25 protein-coding genes and 1 pseudogene are annotated in these 22,656 nt (G+C 63.3%); 4 read left to right on the forward strand and 22 right to left on the reverse strand.

Annotation, left to right across the window (positions count from 1 at the left end; translation table 11 throughout):
* Positions 1 to 246: 246 nt before the first annotated feature.
* A protein-coding gene (locus tag V3C33_05275; GenBank protein ID XAS69651.1) for an IS3 family transposase occupies positions 247 to 1,643 on the forward strand; the annotation gives its coding sequence in 2 pieces (ribosomal slippage) (positions 247 to 625 and positions 625 to 1,643; 1,398 coding nt in all).
* Between the two features lie 479 nt (positions 1,644 to 2,122).
* Here V3C33_05275 and V3C33_05280 read toward each other — a convergent pair.
* The 10 genes from V3C33_05280 to V3C33_05325 form a co-directional block, all read right to left on the reverse strand.
* Positions 2,123 to 2,416 carry a DUF503 domain-containing protein gene (locus tag V3C33_05280; protein ID XAS68705.1) on the reverse strand — a complete coding sequence of 98 codons (294 nt, stop codon included), beginning with the start codon at positions 2,414 to 2,416 and terminating at the stop codon, positions 2,123 to 2,125.
* An 81-nt stretch (positions 2,417 to 2,497) separates the two neighbouring features.
* Positions 2,498 to 2,818, reverse strand: coding sequence for a putative quinol monooxygenase (locus V3C33_05285; GenBank protein XAS68706.1), 321 nt, complete (start codon positions 2,816 to 2,818; stop codon positions 2,498 to 2,500).
* A gap of 253 nt (positions 2,819 to 3,071) precedes the next feature.
* Positions 3,072 to 3,863 carry a carbohydrate ABC transporter permease gene (locus V3C33_05290; protein XAS69652.1) on the reverse strand — a complete coding sequence of 264 codons (792 nt, stop codon included), beginning with the start codon at positions 3,861 to 3,863 and terminating at the stop codon, positions 3,072 to 3,074.
* A 155-nt stretch (positions 3,864 to 4,018) separates the two neighbouring features.
* On the reverse strand, positions 4,019 to 5,014 hold the full coding sequence (locus V3C33_05295) for a sugar ABC transporter permease (GenBank protein ID XAS68707.1): 996 nt from the start codon (positions 5,012 to 5,014) through the stop codon (positions 4,019 to 4,021).
* Positions 5,011 to 6,423 carry an N-acetylglucosamine/diacetylchitobiose ABC transporter substrate-binding protein gene (gene ngcE / locus V3C33_05300; GenBank protein ID XAS68708.1) on the reverse strand — a complete coding sequence of 471 codons (1,413 nt, stop codon included), beginning with the start codon at positions 6,421 to 6,423 and terminating at the stop codon, positions 5,011 to 5,013. Before ngcE ends, V3C33_05295 begins: the two co-directional genes overlap by 4 nt.
* 307 nt (positions 6,424 to 6,730) lie before the next feature.
* Positions 6,731 to 6,988, reverse strand: coding sequence for an alpha-L-fucosidase (locus tag V3C33_05305; protein XAS68709.1), 258 nt, complete (start codon positions 6,986 to 6,988; stop codon positions 6,731 to 6,733).
* A 189-nt stretch (positions 6,989 to 7,177) separates the two neighbouring features.
* Positions 7,178 to 7,813, reverse strand: coding sequence for a hypothetical protein (locus V3C33_05310; GenBank protein ID XAS68710.1), 636 nt, complete (start codon positions 7,811 to 7,813; stop codon positions 7,178 to 7,180).
* 14 nt (positions 7,814 to 7,827) lie between these two features.
* Positions 7,828 to 8,376 (reverse strand): DUF1990 domain-containing protein, encoded by a 549-nt coding sequence (locus tag V3C33_05315; protein ID XAS68711.1) that lies wholly within the window; start codon positions 8,374 to 8,376, stop codon positions 7,828 to 7,830.
* Positions 8,373 to 8,801 (reverse strand): MmcQ/YjbR family DNA-binding protein, encoded by a 429-nt coding sequence (locus V3C33_05320; GenBank protein ID XAS68712.1) that lies wholly within the window; start codon positions 8,799 to 8,801, stop codon positions 8,373 to 8,375. Before V3C33_05320 ends, V3C33_05315 begins: the two co-directional genes overlap by 4 nt.
* A 115-nt stretch (positions 8,802 to 8,916) precedes the next feature.
* Positions 8,917 to 9,342, reverse strand: a complete 426-nt coding sequence (locus V3C33_05325; protein ID XAS68713.1) for a CoA-binding protein — start codon at positions 9,340 to 9,342, stop codon at positions 8,917 to 8,919.
* A gap of 206 nt (positions 9,343 to 9,548) precedes the next feature.
* On the opposite strand from V3C33_05325, the pseudogene V3C33_05330 reads away from it, so the two are divergent.
* A pseudogene (locus V3C33_05330) lies at positions 9,549 to 9,737 on the forward strand (CoA-binding protein).
* A 39-nt stretch (positions 9,738 to 9,776) separates the two neighbouring features.
* Here V3C33_05330 and V3C33_05335 read toward each other — a convergent pair.
* From V3C33_05335 to V3C33_05350, 4 genes are all read right to left on the reverse strand, one after another.
* The gene (locus V3C33_05335) at positions 9,777 to 10,571 is read right to left on the reverse strand and encodes a hypothetical protein (protein XAS68714.1); all 795 of its coding nucleotides are present in this window, start codon (positions 10,569 to 10,571) and stop codon (positions 9,777 to 9,779) included.
* Positions 10,568 to 11,122, reverse strand: coding sequence for a sigma-70 family RNA polymerase sigma factor (locus V3C33_05340; GenBank protein XAS68715.1), 555 nt, complete (start codon positions 11,120 to 11,122; stop codon positions 10,568 to 10,570). The genes V3C33_05335 and V3C33_05340 overlap by 4 nt, the downstream gene beginning before the upstream one ends.
* Positions 11,123 to 11,493: 371 nt before the next feature.
* Positions 11,494 to 12,783 carry an adenylosuccinate synthase gene (locus tag V3C33_05345; protein XAS68716.1) on the reverse strand — a complete coding sequence of 430 codons (1,290 nt, stop codon included), beginning with the start codon at positions 12,781 to 12,783 and terminating at the stop codon, positions 11,494 to 11,496.
* 216 nt (positions 12,784 to 12,999) lie between these two features.
* Positions 13,000 to 13,347, reverse strand: a complete 348-nt coding sequence (locus V3C33_05350; GenBank protein XAS68717.1) for a hypothetical protein — start codon at positions 13,345 to 13,347, stop codon at positions 13,000 to 13,002.
* 359 nt (positions 13,348 to 13,706) lie between these two features.
* Between V3C33_05350 and V3C33_05355 the strand changes: the two genes are divergently transcribed.
* The gene (locus V3C33_05355) at positions 13,707 to 14,345 is read left to right on the forward strand and encodes a uracil-DNA glycosylase (protein ID XAS68718.1); all 639 of its coding nucleotides are present in this window, start codon (positions 13,707 to 13,709) and stop codon (positions 14,343 to 14,345) included.
* Between the two features lie 163 nt (positions 14,346 to 14,508).
* Here the strand turns inward: V3C33_05355 and V3C33_05360 are convergent, their stop codons facing one another.
* From V3C33_05360 to V3C33_05370, 3 genes are all read right to left on the reverse strand, one after another.
* A complete protein-coding gene (locus tag V3C33_05360; GenBank protein ID XAS68719.1) occupies positions 14,509 to 14,934 on the reverse strand; it encodes a DUF3151 domain-containing protein in 426 nt (141 codons plus the stop codon).
* Positions 14,934 to 15,956, reverse strand: coding sequence for a class II fructose-bisphosphate aldolase (gene fbaA / locus V3C33_05365; GenBank protein XAS68720.1), 1,023 nt, complete (start codon positions 15,954 to 15,956; stop codon positions 14,934 to 14,936). The genes V3C33_05360 and fbaA overlap by 1 nt, the downstream gene beginning before the upstream one ends.
* Positions 15,957 to 16,171: 215 nt before the next feature.
* Complete coding sequence (locus tag V3C33_05370; GenBank protein XAS69653.1) at positions 16,172 to 16,747, reverse strand: TrmH family RNA methyltransferase; 576 nt, start codon at positions 16,745 to 16,747, stop codon at positions 16,172 to 16,174.
* Between the two features lie 177 nt (positions 16,748 to 16,924).
* On the opposite strand from V3C33_05370, the gene V3C33_05375 reads away from it, so the two are divergent.
* On the forward strand, positions 16,925 to 17,755 hold the full coding sequence (locus V3C33_05375; protein XAS68721.1) for an HAD-IIA family hydrolase: 831 nt from the start codon (positions 16,925 to 16,927) through the stop codon (positions 17,753 to 17,755).
* Between the two features lie 35 nt (positions 17,756 to 17,790).
* On the opposite strand, the gene V3C33_05380 is transcribed toward V3C33_05375, so the two are convergent.
* From V3C33_05380 to V3C33_05400, 5 genes are all read right to left on the reverse strand, one after another.
* Positions 17,791 to 18,774, reverse strand: a complete 984-nt coding sequence (locus tag V3C33_05380; GenBank protein XAS69654.1) for a thioesterase domain-containing protein — start codon at positions 18,772 to 18,774, stop codon at positions 17,791 to 17,793.
* Between the two features lie 71 nt (positions 18,775 to 18,845).
* Complete coding sequence (locus tag V3C33_05385; GenBank protein XAS68722.1) at positions 18,846 to 19,097, reverse strand: MFS transporter; 252 nt, start codon at positions 19,095 to 19,097, stop codon at positions 18,846 to 18,848.
* 139 nt (positions 19,098 to 19,236) lie between these two features.
* Positions 19,237 to 19,692 carry an MFS transporter gene (locus V3C33_05390; GenBank protein ID XAS68723.1) on the reverse strand — a complete coding sequence of 152 codons (456 nt, stop codon included), beginning with the start codon at positions 19,690 to 19,692 and terminating at the stop codon, positions 19,237 to 19,239.
* A 66-nt stretch (positions 19,693 to 19,758) separates the two neighbouring features.
* Positions 19,759 to 20,331: an orotate phosphoribosyltransferase gene (gene pyrE / locus V3C33_05395; GenBank protein ID XAS68724.1), complete on the reverse strand. Its 573-nt coding sequence runs from the start codon at positions 20,329 to 20,331 to the stop codon at positions 19,759 to 19,761.
* Between the two features lie 52 nt (positions 20,332 to 20,383).
* Positions 20,384 to 22,648 carry a gluconokinase, GntK/IdnK-type gene (locus V3C33_05400; GenBank protein XAS69655.1) on the reverse strand — a complete coding sequence of 755 codons (2,265 nt, stop codon included), beginning with the start codon at positions 22,646 to 22,648 and terminating at the stop codon, positions 20,384 to 20,386.
* Positions 22,649 to 22,656 lie beyond the last annotated feature (8 nt).

Raw genomic sequence — 22,656 nt, forward strand, 5'->3', positions numbered from 1 at the left:
TTATGAACGCTCATAAGGGCTGTTACGGAGCATTCGTTTATCTTCCGGACGGTGACAGGGATGCCGTGGACCGTGGTCGCCTCGTCCCCGTATAGCTTCATGCGGTGAACAATTACGTGGGGCCCTACGTGTCAGGGTTGGGTGAGGCCAGTACCTCATAGCAACTTCGTCTAATTCGTAGGGCGAGAATCAGGAACATCACTAATGTCTATCTCCACAATTTCCCCGGTGCGGGAAGATGGGTCCATGAGTAATCCTGGCCCCCGCGCCGGTGGCCCGAGTCCTCGAAGGTCGTTCACTCCGGCACAAAAATTAGCCCACCTGGACGCCTACCAGCAGGCCTGTGATGACGGCACCGGCGGCGGAGCCTACCTGCGGAGCGAGGGCCTGTATTCCTCGCAGATCACCGAGTGGCGCAAGCTCCGTGATGCCGGCGTGCTCGAGGGCAAAAAGCCCGGTGAGACGATCGGCAAACTCACTGCTGAACAAGCAGAAATCGCTCGTCTACGCCGGCAGCTGGAGGTGAGTGAACGCAAGCTGGCACGGACGGAAGCTGCGTTATCGATTATGGAAAAAGCACGACAGCTTTTGGAGGATATCTCCGAAAGCGCGGAACAACAGCCCTGGTACAAGAAACCCTGACCAGAGCCTATACCGACCTTACAAAGGCGGACATTCCAACCAGGGAAGCGGCCCTCCTGGCCGGGATATCGAGGGCCACAGCGACCCGTAAGCCCCGGACACCGGTGACCGATTTGATGCCCGCCTCGGCCCCACTGAACAAGATCAGCCCAGCCGAACGCGCACGGATCCTGGCCACGGTGAATTCGGAGCGATTCGTGGACCTGCCGCCGGTCCAGATCTACGCCCAGCTCCTGGACGAGGGGATCTATTTGTGTTCAATCTCCACGTTCTACCGGGTTCTGGCCGAGAACAGCCAGGTCAAGGAACGCCGCCGGCAGGCACGCCATCCCCCCAGGACGATTCCGGAACTCATCGCGACAGGGCCCGGCCAGGTCTACTCCTGGGACATCACCAAACTCGCCGGTCCAGTGAAGGGGAAATACCTCGATTGCTACGTCATGATCGACATCTACTCCCGCTACATTGTCGGAGCCTACGTCCACGCCCATGAGTCCGGGGAGCTGGCGGTGGAGATGATGAAGGAGATCTTCGGCATTCACGGCATCCCGGAGATCGTCCACGCCGACCGTGGGACGTCCATGACGAGTAAAACGGTTGCCGCATTGCTCTCTGACTTGGAGGTCACCCGGTCGCATTCTCGGCCCCGGGTAAGCAATGACAACCCGTACAGCGAGGCGTGGTTCAAGACGCTGAAGTTCGCTCCCGTGTTCCCTGAACGCTTCGGCTCGCTGCCCGATGCGAGGACCTTCATTGCGTCCTTCGTCGACGGGTATAACCACACTCATCGCCACACCGGAATAGGCCTGAACACCCCCGCAGATGTCCACTACGGCCTTGCCGCCGGCAAAGCCGTCGAGCGCTCGAAAACCCTGGCCGCAGCACGCCAGAGGAACCCCGAACGATTCGCCACCAGGAAGGACCCCAAAATCCTGGTCATCCCCGACACGGCATGGATCAACAAACCAGCCGAGAAAAACGAAACAAAAGCAGCAGCCTAACTCCCACTGGCCTCATTCGCCTTGACAAATTCCGGGGCCGCGTCAGCTGTGCCTCACCTTCCGAGCGGCTCACGTGTGATGCGTCACTGCAGGCTCCTTAAGCCGTCGCCGCGGGAGCTCCAGCAACTCCGCGGCGGTTGGGAGGGACGCGGCGCAACGCTCGTTGACCACGATGAAGGCCGCACACGCACGCTCAATGGAAGCTCCGCCGTCGGGCCTGCGCTGCGGATGCCTCTACCCATTGCCGTCAGCGATCCGTGGCGCAGCCTCTTGGCGGTGATTCCGGCGCGGATGGCCTCGGATACGGTGAACGGGCGGCTTTCGAATTCCTCCGGAAGCGGGTGTGCGGTCCTCATGGCTTCATCAGAGCAGAACTCAGCCACGCGCGCAGAAGTTATCCACACCCTCGATCGGTTGCTCCATATGTGCCCTTATGGGTGCCCTAAACGGCACTTGCGGAGCAATCGGCGGGGTAGGCGCTAATCCTCGCTGTGGAGCTCGCGCCGGCGGGCGCTGAGCAGCTCCAGCTCCGGGAGCGCGGCCACAAAGCGTTCGACGGCGTCAAGCACCTCCACGAGGTGGGTTCGCTCTGCTGCCACGAGGCCAGCGCCGATCTGTGTGCGCCGGTATTGGTCGTGGCCCCCCACCTCGGCCACGGAAACTTCGAAGCGGCGCTTCAGCTCGGCGAGCAAGGGCCTGACCAGGGAACGCTTCTCCTTGAGGCTGTGAACATCGCCCAGGAGAATATCGAACTCAATCCATCCAATCCACACACCACTAATTATCATCGATTGCTCCTGATCTGCCGTTTTGGGTGCTCAAAGGGCAGATAAGGAGCAGTCGACGGAAAGGGGCTAGACGATGGTGAGTTCTCCCATCCGGTCCCAGCCCTCGCCGTCGAGCTGACGGCTGATGATCCGGGGCGTCTCAGCAAGGGCCTGCGGCATCTCGGCCATGGCCTTCTTGAAATGGGCGCTGTTCACATGATCACCGGCGGCGTCGTCCTTGAAGGCTTCCACGAGCACAAACTCGTTGGGATCCTCCAGGCTGCGGGACCAGTCGAACCATAGACTGCCCGCTTCCTGCCGCGTCGCCGCGGTGAAGGCGGCCACCAGATCGGGCCAGCGCTCAGACCATTCGGGTTTGACCTTGAATTTGACCACGATGAAGATCACGTGCGGATGCCTTCCGTTGTGCTAAGTCTGGGCTTCCATTCTTGCACCGACGTCCCGGACCCTCGTTCTTGGCCCAGTCGGCAGCTCCCGGTGCTGAGGCCGGGCGTCAGGGGCTTGTTCGCGCATCCGAGGCGTCAAGGCCCGGATCTGCGGACGGGGCTCGGACGGGGTGGTGCCGCGGCAGGAGCTGCGACGGCGGCCGGTGACCTTCCGTGGAAAGGCGACCGGCCGCCGTCGGGCGTTCAGAAAAGCACTATTTGGAGGTGCCTTGGGTGACGGAGCCCTGGAGCTGGCGCTGGAAGATGATGTAGACGACCAGGACGGGGGCGACGGTGATGACGACGGCGGCGAAGAGCGAGCCGAAGTCCACGTTGTAGCCGGCCTGGGAGGCGAACCGTGCCAGGCCCTGGGAGAGGACGTAGTTCTTCTCGTTGCTGTTCAACGCCACGGGGAGCAGGAACTGGTTCCAGAGCCCGAGGAAGTTGAAGATCGCCACCGAGGCCATGCCGGGCTTGGCCATGGGCAGCATGACCTGGAAGAAGGTCCGCCATTCGCTGGCGCCGTCCAGGGCCGCGGCTTCGGCGATCTCGTTCGGCAGGGACTTGAAGAAGGAGAACAGGAAGAACACGGTGAACGGCAGCGCGAACGCCACGTAGGTGATGGTCAGGCCCGGCAGGGTGTTCAGCAGCCCCATGTTCTTGAGGATGAAGAACAGCGGGACGACGGCCAGGAAGATCGGGAACGTCAGCCCGGCGAGCATCAGGTAGTAGATGGCGCGGCTGCCGCGGAACTGGAACCGGGCCAGCACGTAGGCGCACATGGCGCCCAGGACCATCACGACCACCAGTGCCGAGCCGACCACCATGACGGTGTTCAGGAAGTAGTTCCCGATCCCGGCGGTGTTCCAGGCCGTGACGTAGTTGCCCGCGTTCCACGTGACGGGCAGGGCGAAGGGCGAGGCAAAGATCTCGCTGCTGGTCTTGAACGAGGTCATCAACGTCCACAGCAGCGGCAGGACCACGATCACGGACCAGATGATGAGCATGGTGTGGGAGACGGTCCCCACCACCTTGTCGCCGCGGGTGGACCGCGGCCTGCGTTCAACGAACCGTCCCGGTCCCGTGGAAGTTCCCGGTCCCGTGGCTGTTCCCGGTCCCGTGGCGGGGTTCCCGGCGGGGTTCTGTGTCAGGGTTTTTGTTCTCATGAGCCCGAGGTGTCCTTACTTCCGCCGGTGAGCCGGTTCACCAGGAACACCAGCGCCGCGAAGATCAGCGTGACGATGGCCAGGACCACGCCCATGGCGCTGGCGTAGCCGAACTGGCCCTTGGTGAAGGCCGTGGAGAGCAGCTGCTGGGACATCACCAGGGTGGAGTTGTTCGGGCCGCCGCCGGAGTTCAGCGCGGCCATGTACACGAAGGCGTCCAGGGCCAGGATGCCCATGTAGATGTAGGCGGTCTGGATGTTGTCCCGGATCAGCGGGATGGTCAGGGACACCGCGGTCCGCAACCGCCCGGCACCGTCGATGCGGGCGGCCTCGAACAGCTCCGCCGGGATGCCCTTGATCGCGGCGATGAACAACACCATGTAGAAGCCCACGAAGCCCCACACGATCACGAACATCGTGGCGCCCATCGCGGTCCGTTCATCACCGAGCCAGGGGAAGGAGCTGGCCTGGTCAAAACCCAGCGAGGTCAGCATGCCGTTCAGGAGCCCGTTGGAGGGATCATAGATCTGCAGCCACATGATGCCGATGGCAATGGCAGGAATGACATAGGGGAAGAAGGACACCACCCGGTAGAAGCTGGAATTCTTCAGGCCCTTGACCTGCCCGCGGCTGGAGCCGCCCACCGTGATCATGGACGCCAGCACCAGGCTCAGGATGATGGTGATGACCGGCAGCACCAGGCACAGCACCACATTGTTGGCCATGGCCTTCATGAAGATCTCATCCGCGAACAGCTTCCGGTAGTTTTCAAGGCCGGTGAAGTTCATCGTGGCCGTGAAACCGGACCAGTCCGTCATCGAGTAGTAAAACGCCTGGATGAACGGGGAGATCACGAAGACCAGATAGATGGCCAGCGGCAGCCCGAGGAACACGGCAAAGAAACTCACCCGGTCAAAGGTCAGCTTCCTCCGCCGCCGGACGGCGGCAGGCCTGCCGCCGCCCGAAAGGGTCCTGGTATCAAGAACGGTCACTTGACCTCAATCTTCTTCACCGAGGGATCATTGCGGACCTTGTCCGAGATCTTCTGCAGCCCGGAGGTCAGCGTCGCCACATCGGACTTGCCGTCCAGGAACGTGTTCCAGACCACCAGCTGGTCCTTGTTCGTGCCATAAAGATCAACGAAGTTCCAGGAGAAGATATCCGTCCCGGCATCCTCAAGCAGCTTCGTCTGGGACACCAGCGCCGTGGACCCGAACCCGTCCGCCGGGACCGTGTCCTTCACGATCGTGGGCGCCAGCTTGGTCTTGGCGAAATTCGTCGCCGCCTCCTTGGACAACATCACCCGGAGCATTTCCTTGCCGCCGGCAACGTTCCTGCCCTGGGACGGAACCACAAACGGCTCACCCGCGGCACTGTGCAGCGCCGTGTACGGCATCTTCGAACCCGCAGTCACAGTCGGAACAGGGGCACCGGTCATCTTGAAGCCGGCCTTCGTCTGGTCCTTCATCTCGTTCTCGATCCACGAACCCGACGGATACAGCAGCGCCTCACCGGCATTGGACCACTGCGCCTGCGCCGCCGTGAAAGCAGTCCCCGACCCGCCCGGCTTGACATAACCGGCCTTCACGATCTTCTCCAGGGCCGTGAAGACACCCTGCAGCGCCGGATGCGACCAGCAGCCCTCCTTCAGGTTCTCCAGGCCCAGACGGACTTCGTCCCCGCCCTCCTTGATGGCCGACGCAATCGCCATCTCCTGGTAATACGTGGCAGCCTCCTTGCCCCAGCAGAACAGGTACTTGCCCTCGGCCTTGGCCTTCTCGCCCAAAGCCAGCGCCTCCTCCCAGGTCCTGGGAACAACCCAACCCTTCTCCTGGAACAACGCCGCCGAATACCACACCGCGAAAACCGTCAGCACATAATTCAAGGCCGCCAGCTTCCCATCAAAGGTCCCCGGCGCCAGGACACCGCCATACAACGTGTCCTTAATGACGGCGCCCTCAAGGTTCTTCGCCTCGATCACCGCACTCAGATCCTCCAGCTGCGCCAGGATCGTGCTGAAACCGATCGCCTTCGCCCCCGAATTATCAATCAGGTCCGGCGGATTCCCACCCACGAAACGCGGCTGCAACTCCTGCGCAATATCCGTCGACGCAGCGATCTTCGCCGTGGACCCCGCCTGGGCCGACTCAAAAGCCTTCCCCGCGAACTCAACATAATCAATCCCGTACCCGCCCTTGAAAATCACGGCATCAACCGCGGACTTCTCCGCCATACCAAACGGATTCGTGGCGGAAACAACCCCGCCCGAAACAGCCCCGGACCCGCCCCCGCCCCCCGCAGCACACGACACCAAAGCACCACCCATCGGAACAAGAACCGCCGCAGCCAAAGCCCCGCGAAGAAACCCACGCCGCGCAAGCGGCACACCCTGAACATTCATCTCAATACCTTCCAGTGACTCGTATGGCTGACTTGACCGTACGCGGCTGACCGCGCATGTGGCTGACCGTCAAGCGCATTTGGCGACGACGAAAATGACGCCTCCCCTATGTGACATATTTCACCATGCATGCTCGGAAATCAACATTTGGGGCTAGTTTGAATCAGGAAAAATCATAACAGCTCAGTAACGGTGACGTTTAACCCCATATTGAACCGATGAGGGAAACGTCTTCTCGCCACGGCGATGTCTGGTCGCTCCACCGGAATGGCCACCTCAGAGCCGCCATTGGGCAGCTGGGCATACGTCACTTTTCCTGCCGATCCGGGCAGATGGACGTGCTGGAACGGCGAGGCGAAGTGGTGCAGATACAGCCGTCCGCCGTCGAGCGTGGATCAAGCGCACCGCGGGCCGTCGGCCCCACGTTGAGCAGCAGGTTCCCGTTCTTGGAGACGCCGTCCACGAGCATCCGGACCAGTATCCCCGGTGTTTCGCAGTCGAGGTTGTCACGGCGGTACCTCCAGCTGCCGTTGAGCGTCTGGCACGCTTCCTCTGGGACACCCATGGGACATCCTCGCCGTCACGTCTCGTAATCCGCCGCCGTTGTCCGCTCGCGGCTCCTCACCGCTTCATGCCGGGCGGGCAGCGAGTACTACGGCCCCCGGCGCACGAACATCCCAAGCCTCGCCTCGGTGAACCATGCTGCGTGCGGAATCATTCGGGCTCCTTTGCCATGGCGGTGCGGGCCACCGGACTACGTTGCCGCTTCCGCTGCCAGCGATCGTTCGCATTCCTGAATGGCTTCCCTGGCCAGCTCCTGCTGCTTCAGCGTGCCCACGCGCTCTGCCCACTGTTCAGCCAACTGGAATTCCACCATGGCCTCCGTGCGACGGCCCGCACCGTGAAGCGTCCGGCCAAGGTTGTTGTGCAGCGCCACCATCCAGCGCCTGGTGCGGGGATCATGCACCGTGGAGGCATACTCCAGGGCGCTTCTGGTCCATGACTCGGCATGGGCGGCGTCCGCAATGGCCAGCATGTGCAGCGCGTCCACAGCCAGGAACTCCTCACCCAGGTGATCGCCCAGTTCAGCGGCCTGTTCGAACAGCGGCACCGCCATGGCTGCGTGTCCGCTGGAGTTCAGCACCCGGCCGCGTTCCAGCAGGATCCGGACCCCTACGGTCGGTTCCTCCTCGCCGTCGATCGAATCCAGCAGGGCGTCGGCTTCCTCAAAACGGCCCTGCAGTCCGATGGCCCGCCCAAGTTGCGTGGCCAGCTCGCCCCGTTCATCGGCGTCGTACTCTTTGTCCTCCATCGCGGCCCGGAAACGCGCCTCGGACACTTCCGGATTGTCAAAGTTCCACAGTTGGTCAAGGGTTGTTTGGTTCAGCATCTGCATGCTCCTGATCAGCATTCACCTGCGGCCAGTTCGTGTGCACTCTCAATGTAACGGGAAGTGATGAATCTTTGAGCGCGTTTCGCCAGTGCGCCGCCGGCCCGGTAAAACCAGTTTGAGTGCCTGCTGAATGACGTGACCTTGAAGAAGACCCGCCCTTCTGCATCCACCGCCACCTCGAACGCTTCCTCTCCCCGTTCCGGATGCCCCGGGAGTGTGCCGTAGCCGAATCCTGCTGACTGCGGGCCGTCCCCCGGCACCGGCTGCCGGATCCATACCACTTCGCAGGGGGCGTTTATCCGAAAGGGCCCGACGCCGAAGCCGCTCACCACACGCGCGCCGGTGACAACGGAGGCGTTGTCTGTGCGGACGCGCAGACCGGAGCTCTTCTGGAGCTGCCACGTCAGAAGACCCTGGGCCACCCGCCGGTATGTGGCCATGCCATGGCCCAGAGAGACTCGCTCAGTGAACAGCTCATAACCCTCTGGCGGAGGGCCGTGTTCCGTGGAACCGATGCCTGGGTAGTTGAGTTCGCCGCGGGCCATACGCTGTCCGGTCATTTGTATTCTCCGGGTTCTTTGGCGGGCTCTTTCGCGAGCCACGCCCAGCCGAGCTGCTCCTGCTGCTTCCGGCTCAGGGTGGCCACCACCAGATCGTAGGAATCCTCCACCATGTCGCGGATCATGGCATCGGGCAGCGATCCGTCCAGCCGCACGCCGTTCCAGTGGGTCTTGTTCATGTGCCAGGCGCCGGTGATTTCGGGGTTGGCGGTGCGGAGCTGTTCGGCCAACGCGGGCTCGCACTTCAGACTGACGGACCAATCGTCCGGGTCCATCGAGGACGCAGCGAACATCTTGGCTTCATGCCGGGCACCGCCGGTCACCGCGGCGCGGATCTTGAACACGGAGGTTTCCGGGCCGAAAGGGAAGTCCTCAAAGGCGCCGGGAAATCCCAGACAGATCTCACGGAGAGCAGCTACGTCCATGACTCGAGCCTACTTTCACGGGGCGTCATTTAGTCGGGCGGATTTGGCCGGGTGGCATTGACGCGGCGGGCCCGCAGGGGCTGCATTCACCGTGGCCACGTTTGCATCGTCGTTGTCAGACGTCGTAATGCCAGGCCTGCTGCGCAGGGCAGGTGTTCATGACCACGTCCAGGCCGGCAGCCTTGGCGCGTTCGGCGGCCGCCTCGTCAATGACTCCCAGCTGCAACCAAACCGCTTTCGCGCCGGCCGCGATCGCCTGGTCAACCACGCTGCCCACCTTCTGGGAATTCACAAAGCAGTCAACGACGTCGATCGGCTGCTTCTCTGCCGGGATCTTGGCGAGCTCGGAGTAGCCGGTTTCCCCGTGGACGGAGTCGCCCGGGAGGTTCACCGGGATGATTTCCATGCCCAGCCGGTCCCGGATGAAGAGTGCGGTGTCATAGGCGGCGCGCCATTCATGGATGGTCAGGCCTACGATGGCCCACCGTCCCTTGGTGTGCAGAAGCCGTTCGATGACTGCTGGATCGTTGAGATGGGCCATGATTCAAGCCTACTCCGGCAGGCTCCTCAGTCCCTGACCGCCTCAGCGGACCTCGCCGGACGGCTTCCACGTCGCCTTCAAATAAATGAACGGGCATCAGGCCGGGCGGGAGGCGTGAACCAATATTACGCGTAGCAGGGCCCTTCGGGATGGTCCCTGACCGAGCCCATGGACGGCAGTGTGCACGGTGTCCCCTCTGGCGGGCCGGCGCCAAGGCACTCTGGCTGCAACTGGGCTCCTGGCATGAGGATGTTGCGCTCAAGGCGGAGGCTGCCGGAGTCATCGTGGTGATGGACCGCTGCGTCAAGATCGAGCATGCCGGCTTTCATGGTTGTCTCCACCTGGCCGGTTTTGATACCGGCGTCATTTTTTCCAGGCGCCAGGTTCTGGCGTAGCAGAGACTGGCGGAAACAAGTGTTGGCCGAAGACAGTGCTCAGTGGCGGAACTTCTGGAGCCAGCTCGTGCCGGGATCGGCCGTGTGCCGCCCAACGGAGCGGTTGCCCACGGCGGAAAGGCGGCTGGCGTTTTTCAGCAGCTGTTTCACGCCGACACCCAGCCGTGATGACTCGATCCGAAGACGCTGGGCGCTGGACCGCTCCCTCGCGGCTGCCTCCAGAGCCTCGGCAATTGCCGCGGCCCGAACGGCTGACGCCGCGGCAGCACCGGCGTCGTTCTTCTTTGCCTTCCCCCTGGACGAGGCGGCCGCCGGTGTCTTCAAATCCTTCGCCTGCCGGTCGTTGCCCTGCGCTTGGCGTCCCGGCGAACCAGAGGACGGCTTGGCCGCCTGGGCGGCTGGCGTCCGAACCCGCCCGGCCGGAGCGGCAGCCGCGGCCGATTGCTCGGCCGGATCCGCGGCCGGAGGCAACGCTGCCGGGATCGTCCAGCCGGGGGTCCAATCCTGAGCCAGGTCCTGGATGGAGACCCGTACATCAGACGTCGGGGACTGGGGGCCGCTGGCTGCCACACCGCTGACACCAAGCCCCATGCCTGTCAGGACTGCGATGCCCACGACGGCCGGCCGGTGTTTGCGAAGCCAGCGCTGCCGGGTGAGATCGGTGTGCGGGCCGGCCATCAGAGCGGCAAGCTCAGCACTCGGTGCGGGCGCCGGAAGATTGGCCAGGGATCCCAGCGACATGAGGGCTGCCCGCAACTCGGGGGCATCGGAATGACCGGCATCGAGCAGCAGCTCGTCCACCGTCCGGCCGCAATCGCTATTCCCGAGGCTCATGGCGCCACATATTCCTTCACAGCCGAATGTTCACGGAGCGTGTTCAAAGCACGTCGCTGAAGCTGTTTCACGGCTCCTGCACTTTTCCCCATGATTTCGGCCACCTGATCCACTGTGAGGTCGCCGATGATGCGCAGGGTGAGAACTTCCTTCTGATCTTCCACCAGCACATCAAGCAGCTCCAAAACTTCGCCGGGTGACACCAATAACATTGCAGCCGACTCGGCGGACACGTCTTCACGGCCGTCCAGCTCCGGCTCGAAACGCAGTTTGACGGGGGCCCTGCTCTGTTTCCGGAAATCGTCGACCATCCGGGCATGCGCCACTGAGAAGACGAAGGTACGCAATCCGTTCACGCCGCCGCGTATGGTCTCCAGCCGCGGCAGAACGGCCAGGAACACTTCCTGCATGGCGGCCTCCGGATCCTCAACGCCGCGGGCTGTCAGATAGCCCAGAACCTGTGATGCGTACGTTCGGTACACGAGACTGAACAGCTCGGCACCTTGGCCTCTGAGGGCGCGCAGTGCATCGTCAGTCAGTGCGTCGTTCACGGACGTACGGCTTTCGGTCAGGGGAGGATGGCTAGATCAGTCTAGGGCCATTGATTGGCGTCCGGAACGCCTCCGGGACCTTAGGTTTACCCGGAGTAACCTTGTGCCTGCACTGCCTGAACCAGCATCCGCCCCAACACAGCTCCCTGCGGACCCGTGTTAAAGCAAAAAAGTGCCGGGCTGGAACATGATGGGGGACAAATTCCAGCCCGGCGCTTTCATAGGGGTAATCGTCACCCACCGGCCCAGGGTTACGCGGAATCCAAAATACTTTCAAAAAAGTTTCTCAACGCAATCGACTGCTCCATATCTGCCGTTATGAGTGCTCAAAAGGGCAGTTGCGGAGCAGTCGACTGGATAGGTACGGAGGGTCAGTCGCTGATCAGATCGTTGATCACGATGGTCTGGTCGCGGTCCGGACCGACACCGATGGCTGAGAAGCGGGTGCCGGAGAGTTTCTCCAGCGCCAGCACGTAGTTGCGCGCGTTTTCCGGGAGGTCCTCCAGGGTGCGGGCGGCCGTGATGTCTTCGGTCCAGCCTTCGAAGAACTCGAAGATGGGCTTGGCGTGGTGGAACTCGGTCTGGGTCATGGGCATTTCGTCGTGCCGCACGCCGTCGACGTCGTAGGCCACGCAGACCGGGATCTGCTCGATGCCCGTGAGGACGTCCAGCTTGGTGACGAAGTAGTCCGTGAAGCCGTTGACGCGGGACGCCTGGCGGGCAAGGACGGCGTCGTACCAGCCGCAGCGGCGCGGACGGCCGGTGTTGACGCCGAACTCGCCGCCGGTCTTCTGCAGGTACAGGCCCATCTCGTCGAAGAGCTCTGTGGGGAACGGCCCGGCGCCAACACGGGTGGTGTATGCCTTGATGATGCCGATGGAGCGGGATATCCGTGTGGGGCCGATGCCGGATCCCACGGAGGCGCCGCCGGCGGTCGGATTCGAGGACGTGACGAACGGGTAGGTGCCGTGGTCAACGTCCAGGAACGTGGCCTGGCCGCCCTCCATCAGCACAACCTTGCCTTCGTCCAGGGCATTGTTCAGCACCAGTGTGCTGTCGATGACCAGGGGACGCAGCCGCTCAGCGTAGGAGAGGAAATAATCCACGATCTCGTCCACCACGATGTCGCGGCGGTTGTAGACCTTGACGAGGAGCTCGTTCTTCTGCCGCAGCGATCCTTCAACCTTCTGGCGCAGGATTGACTCATCAAAAACGTCCTGGACGCGGATGCCCAGGCGGGCCACCTTGTCCATGTAGGCAGGGCCGATGCCGCGGCCGGTGGTGCCGATGGCGCGGCTCCCGAGGAAGCGCTCGGTAACCTTGTCCAGCACCTGGTGGTACGGGGCCACCAGATGGGCGTTGGCGGAGATGCGGAGTTTGGAGGTGTCCGCGCCGCGCGCCTCCAGTCCGTCGATCTCCTGGAACAGGGCTTCGAGGTTCACCACGCAGCCGTTGCCGATAATGGGAACCGCGTTGGGGCTGAGGATGCCGGCGGGAAGGAGCTTGAGCTCATACTTCTCACCGCCCACGACGACGGTATGCCCGGCGTTGTTGCCGCCATTCGGCTTGACCACATAGTCAACCCGGTGACCGAGCAAGTCTGTGGCTTTACCTTTTCCTTCGTCGCCCCATTGGGCTCCGACGATCACGATTGCTGGCATGGGATCCTCCCCCATTCGTTCGGGCCGAACCGCAGTTGCTTCACCTAGGTGAATCCAGTACAGCTCAGCGCCGTTCATGAGAATGCCCCGAATTCAACCGCTGTGCTGTGTCCGCCGTGGAGGCCGTTCAGCAAACGCAAGAGTTCCGGGGCTCTTACCACCCAAGTTTAGCGGATCGGAGTGGCAAGCACCGCTTTGACCATGCGTTGGGGACCACTACGGGGACGGCTGAGCTCCGGCGAAGGCCAAGGCGGCTTCGGCCAGTCCCGGCCACTCATCCGCCGATGCCACAGGCACTTCCACCCAATCCTTGAAGGGGCGCTTCATGCCGGATGGATCGAACAGCTCGGCACCCGGAATCAACAGGGCACGGGCGTGTTCCGGAGAGTCTCTGCCCAGCTTGAATGCCATTCCGTCACCGTGCAGGCAGGCCATGGCCTTTTTGTTGATCATCAGGGCGCGGGCACCGAACGTCTGGCCAAGCACCACACCGGCGCCGGCCGCGTCTGCAGCGACGCCTTCAAACGCGTCAGTGGCGGCATCCGAGGAATCATTGTTTTTCATAGCTGAATCATGCACCCGCAGCACAGTTCCTGCGCCGCCTGACCCCGGCACAATGACTTATCGATTTGCGCGCCGGGCACCGCACGCCTCGCAACCAGGCGCTCACCGCCGGGCCACCAAGCGCCTCTGGTAATGCCCCATACCCGTTCCGCGTTACGCTCAGCTCCGCTGCGGGGCCTGCTCCGCGCCCCCTCACGGAAACTAAAGGGCACAGAACAGCCCCCGCATTTCGTGGGGCTTGCTAAACTAGAAGAGATCGACCAGGAATCGATCCACACCACATTTCAAACCACCCCGGACTTGGCGCGCCCGCTTCCGGATTGGCAGCGTGACCGATCCCCGCAGGAGACCAGCAATATATGACAGCCTTGGCTACTGAATCATTCCGCGAGCAGCTTCTGAGCCGCCGTTACGAACCCAACGTCGCAGCCGTCAACGAGCTGTGCGACTCCCTGCAGAGCGTCAAGCCCCACACTGAAGTCCCCTACGTAGACCCCATCCACGACGTGGACGAGTGCCGCATTATCAGCCTCTTCTCCAACATCGGCGAGGCCGACGAGTCCGGTTTTATCACCGCCGGAGACGAAGACGCCGCCACGCGTATGCTCGGCGTGCAGTGGAAGCTCGGGTTGCGCCCGGAGTTTGTGATGCCGTGGAATGTCCACCCGTGGCACATCGCGGGCGAGCCGAACGGCAAGCTCACCCCGGACCAGATTTCCGCCGGCCTCAAGCCGCTGCTGAAGTTCCTGGCCGTTGTACCCCGCGCATCGGTGATTGTGGCACACGGCACCGAGGCCAACCGGCTGGCCGGCCTGCTGCTCAAGACCGAGGTTCCGCTCCTGTGGCGCCGCGGCCTGAAAACCTACAAGGTGCGCTCACTGAGCGGCCGCGCTTTCGCCGGAACCCCCGCCCGCCAGGAGCAGTACCTCGAGGAAATGCACGTTGTATATGCCGACGCCATGGCCCGCACTGGCCTCGCCCGGCCGGAAGCCAGCTAGCTTTTACCGCGCTTAGGCAAGCTCAACCAGCGGTGTTGAAATTACGACGGCGGCTGGTCACCTTTCAAGGTGACCAGCCGCCGTCGTAATTTTAACCACAACGCGGGGTCACCTACGGCCCATCCCAGCGGGTGGAATGGGCCGTAAGTGACCCCGCGTTGCTTTAGTTCTTGCCTTCGATGGCTGCCTTTGCAGAGGGATCGGAGTCAGTGAGGAACTTTTCAATGCGTTCCGGCTCCTCAGCCTCGCCGATGGCCGCAGATGCGCGGCCCAGCGAGTAGAGCGACCGCAGGAAGCCGCGGTTTGGCTCGTGCTCCCACGGGATGGGCCCAACTCCGCGCCAGCCGTTGCGGCGCAGGGAGTCCAGGCCGCGGTGGTAGCCCACACGCGAGTAGGCGTAGGAATCGATGGTGCGGCCTTCACTCCACGCTTCCTCAGCCAGCACAGCCCACAACAGCGAAGACGTGGGGTGCTTCTCCACCAGATCCAATGCCTCCTGGCCCGCGTCCAGCTGCGCGTAGACCTCGGTCTCGGCAGGCAGGAGCGTGGACTCGGGACCCATCAGGTTCTTGCGGAATTCGTCGGACATCAGGAGAAGGTCTTGCCGGTGGAGCCGAGCTGCTGGGCAGCTTCCACAACGCGGGCAGCCAGGCCGGCTTCAGCGGACGCGCCCCAGACGCGGGGATCGTACAGCTTCTTGTTGCCCACTTCGCCGTCTACCTTCAGCACGCCGGCGTAGTTCTTCAGCATGTGGTCAACAACCGGGCGGGTGAAGGCGTACTGGGTATCGGTGTCGATGTTCATCTTGATCACACCGTAGGAAACGGCGTCCGCGATTTCCTGCTCGGAGGAGCCGGAGCCGCCGTGGAACACGAGGTCGAACGGATTGGCCTTGCCGATCTTGGCACCGACCTGCGCCTGGATGTCCTTCAGGATCTCCGGACGCAGCTTGACGCCGCCCGGCTTGTACACGCCGTGCACGTTGCCGAAGGTCAGCGCCGTGATGTAGCGGCCGTGCTCGCCGGCACCGAGTGCCTGGATAGTTGCGAGGGCGTCTTCAACCGTGGTGTACAGCTTGTCATTGATGGCGTTCTCGACGCCGTCTTCCTCACCGCCGACCGTGCCGATCTCAACCTCGAGAATGATCTTGGCGGCAGCGGCTCGTTCCAGCAGTTCGCGTCCGATGCGCAGGTTCTCGGTCAGGGTCTCGGCGGAGCCGTCCCACATATGCGAGTTGAAGATGGGGTCATTGCCGGCCTTGACCGCGTCCTCAGAGGCCGCCAGCAGCGGCAGGACAAAGCCGTCCAGCTTGTCCTTGGGGCAGTGGTCCGTGTGGAGGGCAATGTTGACGTTATAGTTCTTGGCAACCTCGCGGGCGAAGGCAGCGAAGCCCAGGGAGCCGGCAACCATGTCCTTGACGGAGGCGCCGGACCAGTAGGCGCCGCCACCGGTGGAAACCTGGAGGATGCCGTCAGACTCTGCCTCTGCGAAGCCGCGGATGGCTGCGTTCAGGGTCTGGGAGGAAGTGACGTTTACGGCGGGGAATGCAAAGCCGCCGGCCTTGGCGCGGTCGATCATGTCGGCGTAGATCTCTGGGGTTGCAATGGGCATGCTGACTCCTCAAGTGAATTTCGTCTGTGGGTTCTGTTGACCCTGGAGTGAACCTCGTCGGCTAGGAACCATCCTAGCCATTTCTGCGGCAGCACAGTGTTTCGGGTCACGCGGACGGGTAACACTTCCGGCAGTTGGCCCGGAAGGCACCTCACGGCAGTTCACCCGGAAGGAAATTCACGGCAGTGCCGGCTCAGCACCAGCACGGCCCGGGACTACACGTGCTGGCCGAACACATGTTGGCGCACCCACGCGTGCATGGCAATCGCAGCGGCAGAGGCCGCATTGATGGAGCGGGTGGAGCCGAACTGTTCGATGGACAGTGTGGCGAGCGCGGCCTCGTGGACCTCCGGAGTCAGGCCCGGCCCTTCCTGGCCAAAGACCAGCACGCAGTTTTTCGGCAGCTCGTAGGTCTCCAGCGGCACGGAATCCGGGAAAATGTCGATCCCGATTATCGCCAGCCCCTCCCCCTGCGCCCACGCCACAAAATCATCAACGGTGGGGTGGTGGCGGACGTGCTGGTAACGGTCGGTGACCATTGCCCCGCGCCTGTTCCACCGGCGTCGTCCGATGATGTGGACTTCCTTGGCGAGAAAAGCATTCGCGGTGCGCACCATGGTGCCGATGTTGAGATCGTGCTGCCAGTTTTCAATCGCGATATGGAAATTGTGGCGTTTGGAATCAAGGTCCGCCACGATTGCGTCGTGCTTCCAGTAGCGGTACTGGTCCACCACGTTGCGTCGGTCACCGTCCGCGAGCAGATCGGGATCCCAGTGATCGCCCGCGGGCAGCTCGCCTTCCCAGGGCCCGACGCCGACCTCCGCCTTGGGCTCGCGCCCGTCCTCCTCGGGGGGAACGGGAGAAGCGGTGGTTTCGGCAGGAACGGTATTTCGGGGCTGGTCAGTCACCCCTCAACACTAGACTGGGTACCGGACGCAGAGTATCAACAATCACAGCCGGAGGTAGTCATGGCAGAAGCAGACCAGGTACGGGCATCGGCAGCGGTTTACCGCAGCGGCCAGGAAATCGAGTGCTGGCTGACGGATATGGACGGCGTGCTGGTGCACGAGAACCAGGCCGTCCCGGGCGCCGCTGATCTGATCCAGCGCTGGGTGGATACGTCCAAGCGCTTCCTTGTGCTCACCAACAACTCGATCTACACCCCGCGGGACCTCGCTGCCAGGCTGCGGGCGTCCGGCCTCGAGATCCCGGAGGAAAACATCTGGACCTCCGCCCTGGCCACGGCACAGTTCCTCAAAGACCAGGTACAGGGATCCGATTCCGGCAACCGCGCCTACACCATCGGTGAGGCAGGACTGACGACGGCGTTGCACGAGGCAGGCTTTATCCTCACCGACCAGAACCCTGACTTTGTGGTGCTCGGTGAGACCCGCACCTACTCCTTTGAGGCCATCACCATGGCCATTCGGCTCATTCTGGCCGGCGCACGCTTTATCGCCACCAACCCTGACGCCACCGGCCCGTCCAAGGACGGCCCCATGCCGGCCACCGGAGCCATTGCCGCGCTGATCACCAAGGCCACGGGCCGCGAACCGTACATTGTGGGCAAGCCGAATCCCATGATGTTCCGTTCAGCCATGAACCAGATCGACGCCCACTCGGAAACCACCGCCATGATCGGCGACCGGATGGACACGGACATCATCGCGGGCATGGAAGCCGGGTTGCACACGGTGCTGGTGCTTACCGGCATTACGCAGCGCGACGAAATTGCGTCCTTCCCGTTCCGTCCTAACCAGGTGCTGAATTCCGTGGCGGACCTGAAGAGCCAGATCTAAAACGGGTCATCCCCGGCGGACCTGAAGAACCAGATCTAATACGGTGTCATCCTCGATCCGCCGCCGGGCAGCGGGAAGAGCTCGTTCTGCAGGTCCTCCAGGATGGGCCGGTACACAAACGGGTTCCACCCAGGGCTGGCGTGGGCCGGCAGTGCGCCGTCGGTGCGGTGCCCGGCGGAGGCCATGTTCAGGGGAAAGGTCCGCGCCCAGGATGCGCGGGCGGTCAGATAGTTGACGGTCTGGTCCCGCGGGTTGCCGATAAACGCCATCCTGGTTTCGCCCAGCCGCTCGGCGAACCTGGTGGCATCAAAATGGTAAATGTAGGCGGATTCGGACTGGATCAGGATGCTGGATGGCGCGATCGGGGAAAGCTGCTCCATGGTCTGGTCCAGGATCTGCCGCCAGCTGCGCTCGTCCTTGTGCACCACCCGCTCCCCCAGTTCGTAGCTGCCCCGCAACACTGACGGGACCCGGAAACCGGTCTCGTAGAGGAACACCACACCTTCGAACCAGCTCTGGTCCAGTACATCGAACTTACTGTAGGGGCTGGAGTCCAGCAGGATGAACACCACTTCCACGCCGTGCAGTTCGCGAAGCCGTGCAGCCACCTGGGTGGCCACCATGCCGCCGAAACTGTGGCCGTAGAAATAGAGCTTGGTGAGGTTGCGCGCCCGGACGTGCTCGATGATGGCAATCACCAGCCCGTCGATGTCCAGCCCGGTGTTGGAATATCCGACGGCGGCCAGCTGGCCGCGCTGGCGCAGCGCCCCGCGCAGCGAGTTCAGGATCCACTGCGCCTCCTCCCAGCTGGTTTTGTACCCGGGAAAGAGGATCCAGCTGGCATTCGGAAAGTAGGATTCGGCAAAGTCATCGGGCACCATCAGGATCTTGTTGACCCTGCGCTCAGCCTGGACCCGCCGGGTGAACAGCATGTCTGCTGCCAGGACGGAGGAGGCACCGGCGCCGGCCAGGAAGCTCCGGCGCGAGAACCGCTTCAAATCGGCGGCATGCTTAAGCAGCCATGCCTGAGATTCGCCGGGCTGTTCATTCCTGCCAGGCCGCCCGCCCGGCTCCTGGCTCGGCTGTTGCTTCAGCTCGCGGCCCGTTCCGGGTTTTCGGCCGCCTGCACTATGTGCACCATTGACCTCCACACCACTACCGTAGCCACTGCAGAGCCCGCGAAGCCAAACCAGAACGGCCCCTGGACACCCCAGACCTGGGCAATGACACCGCCCAGTAACGTACCGATTGCCATGGCTCCCACCCCGCCCAGCATGTACACGCTCATAACGCGCCCCAGCAGGTGCTCGGGAACAGCCTTCTGCCGCACCGTGGTGGACACCGTACCCCAGCACGGATTCCCTGAAGGCGGACGATCAAGGCCACGGCAAGCGCATAACAAAGGGCGTTGGCGCCGAAAGGCAGAGCCATTCCGACGCCGAACAGCAGCGCTCCCAGCGGCGGCCCGGCAAGCTGGTTGGTCACCACCGAGGCACCGAATAGCCGGGCATTGGCCATGCCGAGCTGACCTTTGCTGACCACCGCCGTGACCAGGGTGTTGCCGGCGTTGTCCGCAAAGGATTCGGCTGTGCCCACCAGGAAGAGTGCCATGTACAGCAGCGGGAGACCATTGCATCCAGCGCAACGGCGAGGGCCAGACCGCCCAGGACCAGCACCCGCAGTCCGTCCACCACAATCACCAGGGTGCGGCGGTCCAGCCGGTCGATGATGGCAACGGCCAGAACGCCGAACAGCATCCAGGGCAGCCGCTGGGCAAACACGGCCATGGCCACGGCGAAAGGCTCGCGGGTCAGGGATGCAGCAAGCAGCGGTCCGGCGGCGAGGAGAATGCCATCGCCCAGATTGGCAATGGTGGCGGCGCTCCAGAGCCAGTGGTAGTTCCGGCCGAGGGCGCGGGGAAACATCAGCTCACGCAATGTTGTTCCCCCGCTGCTCAAATCCTGGCCCCCATAACCAGGCGTTCGCACCCTGGCTTCGGCGGTCTAGTCGAGCCCGAGTTCGTCCTTGCCGAATGCGAACAGGTACGGAACGCCTGTCTCGGCTTCAATCTTTTCCTTGGCACCGGTGTTGCGGTCCACGATCACGGCGACGGCAACAACGTTGCCGCCGGCGTTGCGGACACCTTCGACGGCGGTCAGCGCGGAGCCGCCGGTGGTGGACGTGTCCTCCAGCACCAGGACCTTGCGGCCCTCAACGGAGGGCCCCTCCACCTGGCGGCCCATGCCGTAGGACTTCTGCGCCTTCCGGACCACGAAGGCATCTACGTTGCGTCCGGCGTCAACGGCGGAGTGCATCAGGGCGGTGCCCACGGGGTCTGCCCCCATCGTCAGTCCACCGGCGCACTCAAAGTCAATGCCGGCGTCGTCAATCAGCGAAAGCATGACCTGGCCCACCAGCCTGGAGGCTTCGTGGTGCAGGGTGATGCGGCGCAGGTCGATGTAGTAATCGGCCTCGGCGCCGCTGGAGAGGATCACCTTGCCGCGGACCACGGCCAGTTCCTTGATCAGTTCCAGGAGGCGGGCACGGGCAGCGGCGGCGTCAAGAGTGGCAGTCATGGTTTCCAGTTTAGTGTGGCCGGGAGGCGGCTTCCGCAGCGAAAACCAGCGATCAGAGCCGGGTGTCGAAGGAATCGCAGAACACGTTGTCGTTGAACGTTCCATGGAATTCCGACTTGCCCTGGATCTTCTCGATGGTTGCCCGGATGGCCTCGGGCGTTCCGGCGTGGGCATGGATGGCGGTCCTGACCATGGGCACGTCGATCAGGTGGTTGGGCTGGTTGAGTGAGACGAACACCGTAGGGACCTCCGTGACGTACCAGGGGATCTCCGCGGCCATCGGCGTGGACCACTTGATCCGGATGGCCGCTTCCTGCGCGAAGCCCTTGACGTTGGCAAACACAAATGCGGCATCGTACTTGTCCGCGTAATCGCCCGTGGCTTCCTCGGAGATGACTGACATGAAGTTGATGCCCGTCTCCCCCGCAGCCTCGCGCTGGGCGGCCGTCTTGAACACGTGGACTTCGAAGCCCGCCCGTTCAAGCTCGTCCCTGACCGTGTCCAGGTAGGCCAGCGGATCCGAACGGGTGAAGTCCGAGCCGCCCGAGATGCCGTACAGGCGGATCCGCTTGTGCGTCTTCGGTGTGATGGGCAGGTTGTGGGCGGTGTCCTTGACCAGGGTGACGGTCTTGTCGGCTATCTCTGCGGCGATGGCAAGGTGTGCCTCGCTCCCTATCTGCTCCAGTGCCTCCACCGGAGCCACGAGCTCCTCGCGGGCTGTTCGGTGGAGGCCCAGTGCGGCCTTCAGCGCGAGAATCCGGCGCAGGGCGTCGTGCAGGCGCTCCTCCGTGATGACCCCCGCCTCGTAGCCGTCCATCATGTACCGGAAGTCCTCGGCCGGGTTGCGGAAGAACAGGAACATATCGCAGCCCGCGGCAATGGCTGCCGGGACCAGATCCCTGCGTTTCATCGCCTGGGTCAGGCCGACCATCTGCGAGGCGTCCGTCAGGACGAGCCCGTTGAAGCCGAGCTCACCCCGCAGCAGGTCCTGCAGCAGCTCAGGCGCGAGGGTGGCGGGCAGGATGTCCTTGTCCGCCATGCCCGGACGGAAATGCCGGGACAGCTCCGGCGCACCGATGTGGCCGATCATGACCGACTGCACGCCGTGCCCGATCATTTCCCGGTACACGTGGCCGTAGGTCTTGTTCCAGGCGTCGTAGCCCAGCGTGTTGTAGGACGTGACCACGTGCTGATCGCGCTCGTCCATGCCGTCGCCCGGGAAGTGCTTCATGGCGCAGACCATGTTGGATCCGCTGATGCCGTCGAAGTACTCCTTGGCCCGCTCCACCACGATCTCCGGCGTATTGCCGAAGGCGCGGGTGGAGATGACGGTATTGCGCCAGTTGTAGTGGATGTCCACGATGGGCGCGAACGCCCAGTTGCAGCCGATGGCCGCACATTCGACGCCGGCGACCTCGCCCATCTGCCGGGCAATGTTCTTGTCCGGGTGCGAGCCTGCCTGCAGGTGCGTGCACACGAACGTGCCGTCGTCGCAGCTGCCGAAGCCGCCCATTTCCGGGTTGGACGCCACCAGCAGAGGCACTTTGGTTTTGGACTGCGCATAGCGGACATGTTCCTGCACCGCGGCCGAGGGGCCCGGCCGGTAGCGCATGCCGCCCACGTGGTAGTTGTTCAGCACATCATCGAGGTACTCCGGAGAGTAATCATTGTTGTGGTTGATGAACAGCTGCCCGATCTTTTCCTCAAGCGTCATGGAACCGATGGTGGAGTTCACCCAAGCGATGGCGTCGTCGTCGAGATTGAACGGCACAGCCTGCAGATCCACTAGGAAAGGGCCCGGGCGGGACTCTGCCGCGGCCGGCTGCGACGGTGCGGCGTTGCCGGGACCGGCAAGGCCTGCCAGCGCCTCGGCAACAACCTGGCCCACCGGTGAGGCGATGTCCACCGCTCTGCCGGCCTCATCGGCGTCGAGCGGTTCCAGGCTTGCGAGCTGGGATTCCAGCAGCGCGGCGGGCATAAAGTGCCCGCTGCGTCCCTCCAGCCGCGATCCCAGGACTTCCTTGCTGCCGTGCAGGTGCAGGAACAGGGTGTCCGGGGCCTTGGCGCGGATGGCGTCCCGGTAGCTGCGCTTGAGTGCCGAACACGCCAGGACAAGTCCGGCGGTACCGGAGGCGGCGAGCTCTCTGCCTACCGTGGCCAGCCAGGGCCAGCGGTCCTCGTCGGTCAGCGGCGTTCCCGCTGCCATCTTGGCGACGTTCTCCACAGGGTGAAGGGAATCGCCGTCGATGAACGGCACGCCCAGCTCATGCGCAACCAGGGCGCCGATGGTGGTCTTGCCGCAGCCGGAGACTCCCATGACAACGA

The sequence above is a fragment of the Micrococcaceae bacterium Sec5.7 genome (genome assembly GCA_039636785.1).
In the GTDB taxonomy this organism is placed as follows: Bacteria; Actinomycetota; Actinomycetes; order Actinomycetales; family Micrococcaceae; genus Arthrobacter.

Coding starts and splice junctions, on each gene's coding strand:
- V3C33_05355 (XAS68718.1), top strand. CDS start 13,707: ATGACAGCCTTGGCTACTGAATCATTCCGCGAGCAGCTTCTGAGCCGC.
- V3C33_05400 (XAS69655.1), bottom strand. CDS start 22,648: ATGGGAGTCTCCGGCTGCGGCAAGACCACCATCGGCGCCCTGGTTGCG.
- V3C33_05310 (XAS68710.1), bottom strand. CDS start 7,813: ATGCTGAACCAAACAACCCTTGACCAACTGTGGAACTTTGACAATCCG.
- V3C33_05320 (XAS68712.1), bottom strand. CDS start 8,801: ATGGACGTAGCTGCTCTCCGTGAGATCTGTCTGGGATTTCCCGGCGCC.
- V3C33_05345 (XAS68716.1), bottom strand. CDS start 12,783: ATGCCAGCAATCGTGATCGTCGGAGCCCAATGGGGCGACGAAGGAAAA.
- pyrE (XAS68724.1), bottom strand. CDS start 20,331: ATGACTGCCACTCTTGACGCCGCCGCTGCCCGTGCCCGCCTCCTGGAA.
- V3C33_05290 (XAS69652.1), bottom strand. CDS start 3,863: ATGCTCATCATCTGGTCCGTGATCGTGGTCCTGCCGCTGCTGTGGACG.
- V3C33_05305 (XAS68709.1), bottom strand. CDS start 6,988: ATGGGTGTCCCAGAGGAAGCGTGCCAGACGCTCAACGGCAGCTGGAGG.
- V3C33_05315 (XAS68711.1), bottom strand. CDS start 8,376: ATGACCGGACAGCGTATGGCCCGCGGCGAACTCAACTACCCAGGCATC.
- V3C33_05360 (XAS68719.1), bottom strand. CDS start 14,934: ATGTCCGACGAATTCCGCAAGAACCTGATGGGTCCCGAGTCCACGCTC.
- V3C33_05335 (XAS68714.1), bottom strand. CDS start 10,571: ATGAGCCTCGGGAATAGCGATTGCGGCCGGACGGTGGACGAGCTGCTG.
- V3C33_05325 (XAS68713.1), bottom strand. CDS start 9,342: ATGGCCCATCTCAACGATCCAGCAGTCATCGAACGGCTTCTGCACACC.
- fbaA (XAS68720.1), bottom strand. CDS start 15,956: ATGCCCATTGCAACCCCAGAGATCTACGCCGACATGATCGACCGCGCC.
- ngcE (XAS68708.1), bottom strand. CDS start 6,423: ATGAATGTTCAGGGTGTGCCGCTTGCGCGGCGTGGGTTTCTTCGCGGG.
- V3C33_05350 (XAS68717.1), bottom strand. CDS start 13,347: ATGAAAAACAATGATTCCTCGGATGCCGCCACTGACGCGTTTGAAGGC.
- V3C33_05375 (XAS68721.1), top strand. CDS start 16,925: ATGGCAGAAGCAGACCAGGTACGGGCATCGGCAGCGGTTTACCGCAGC.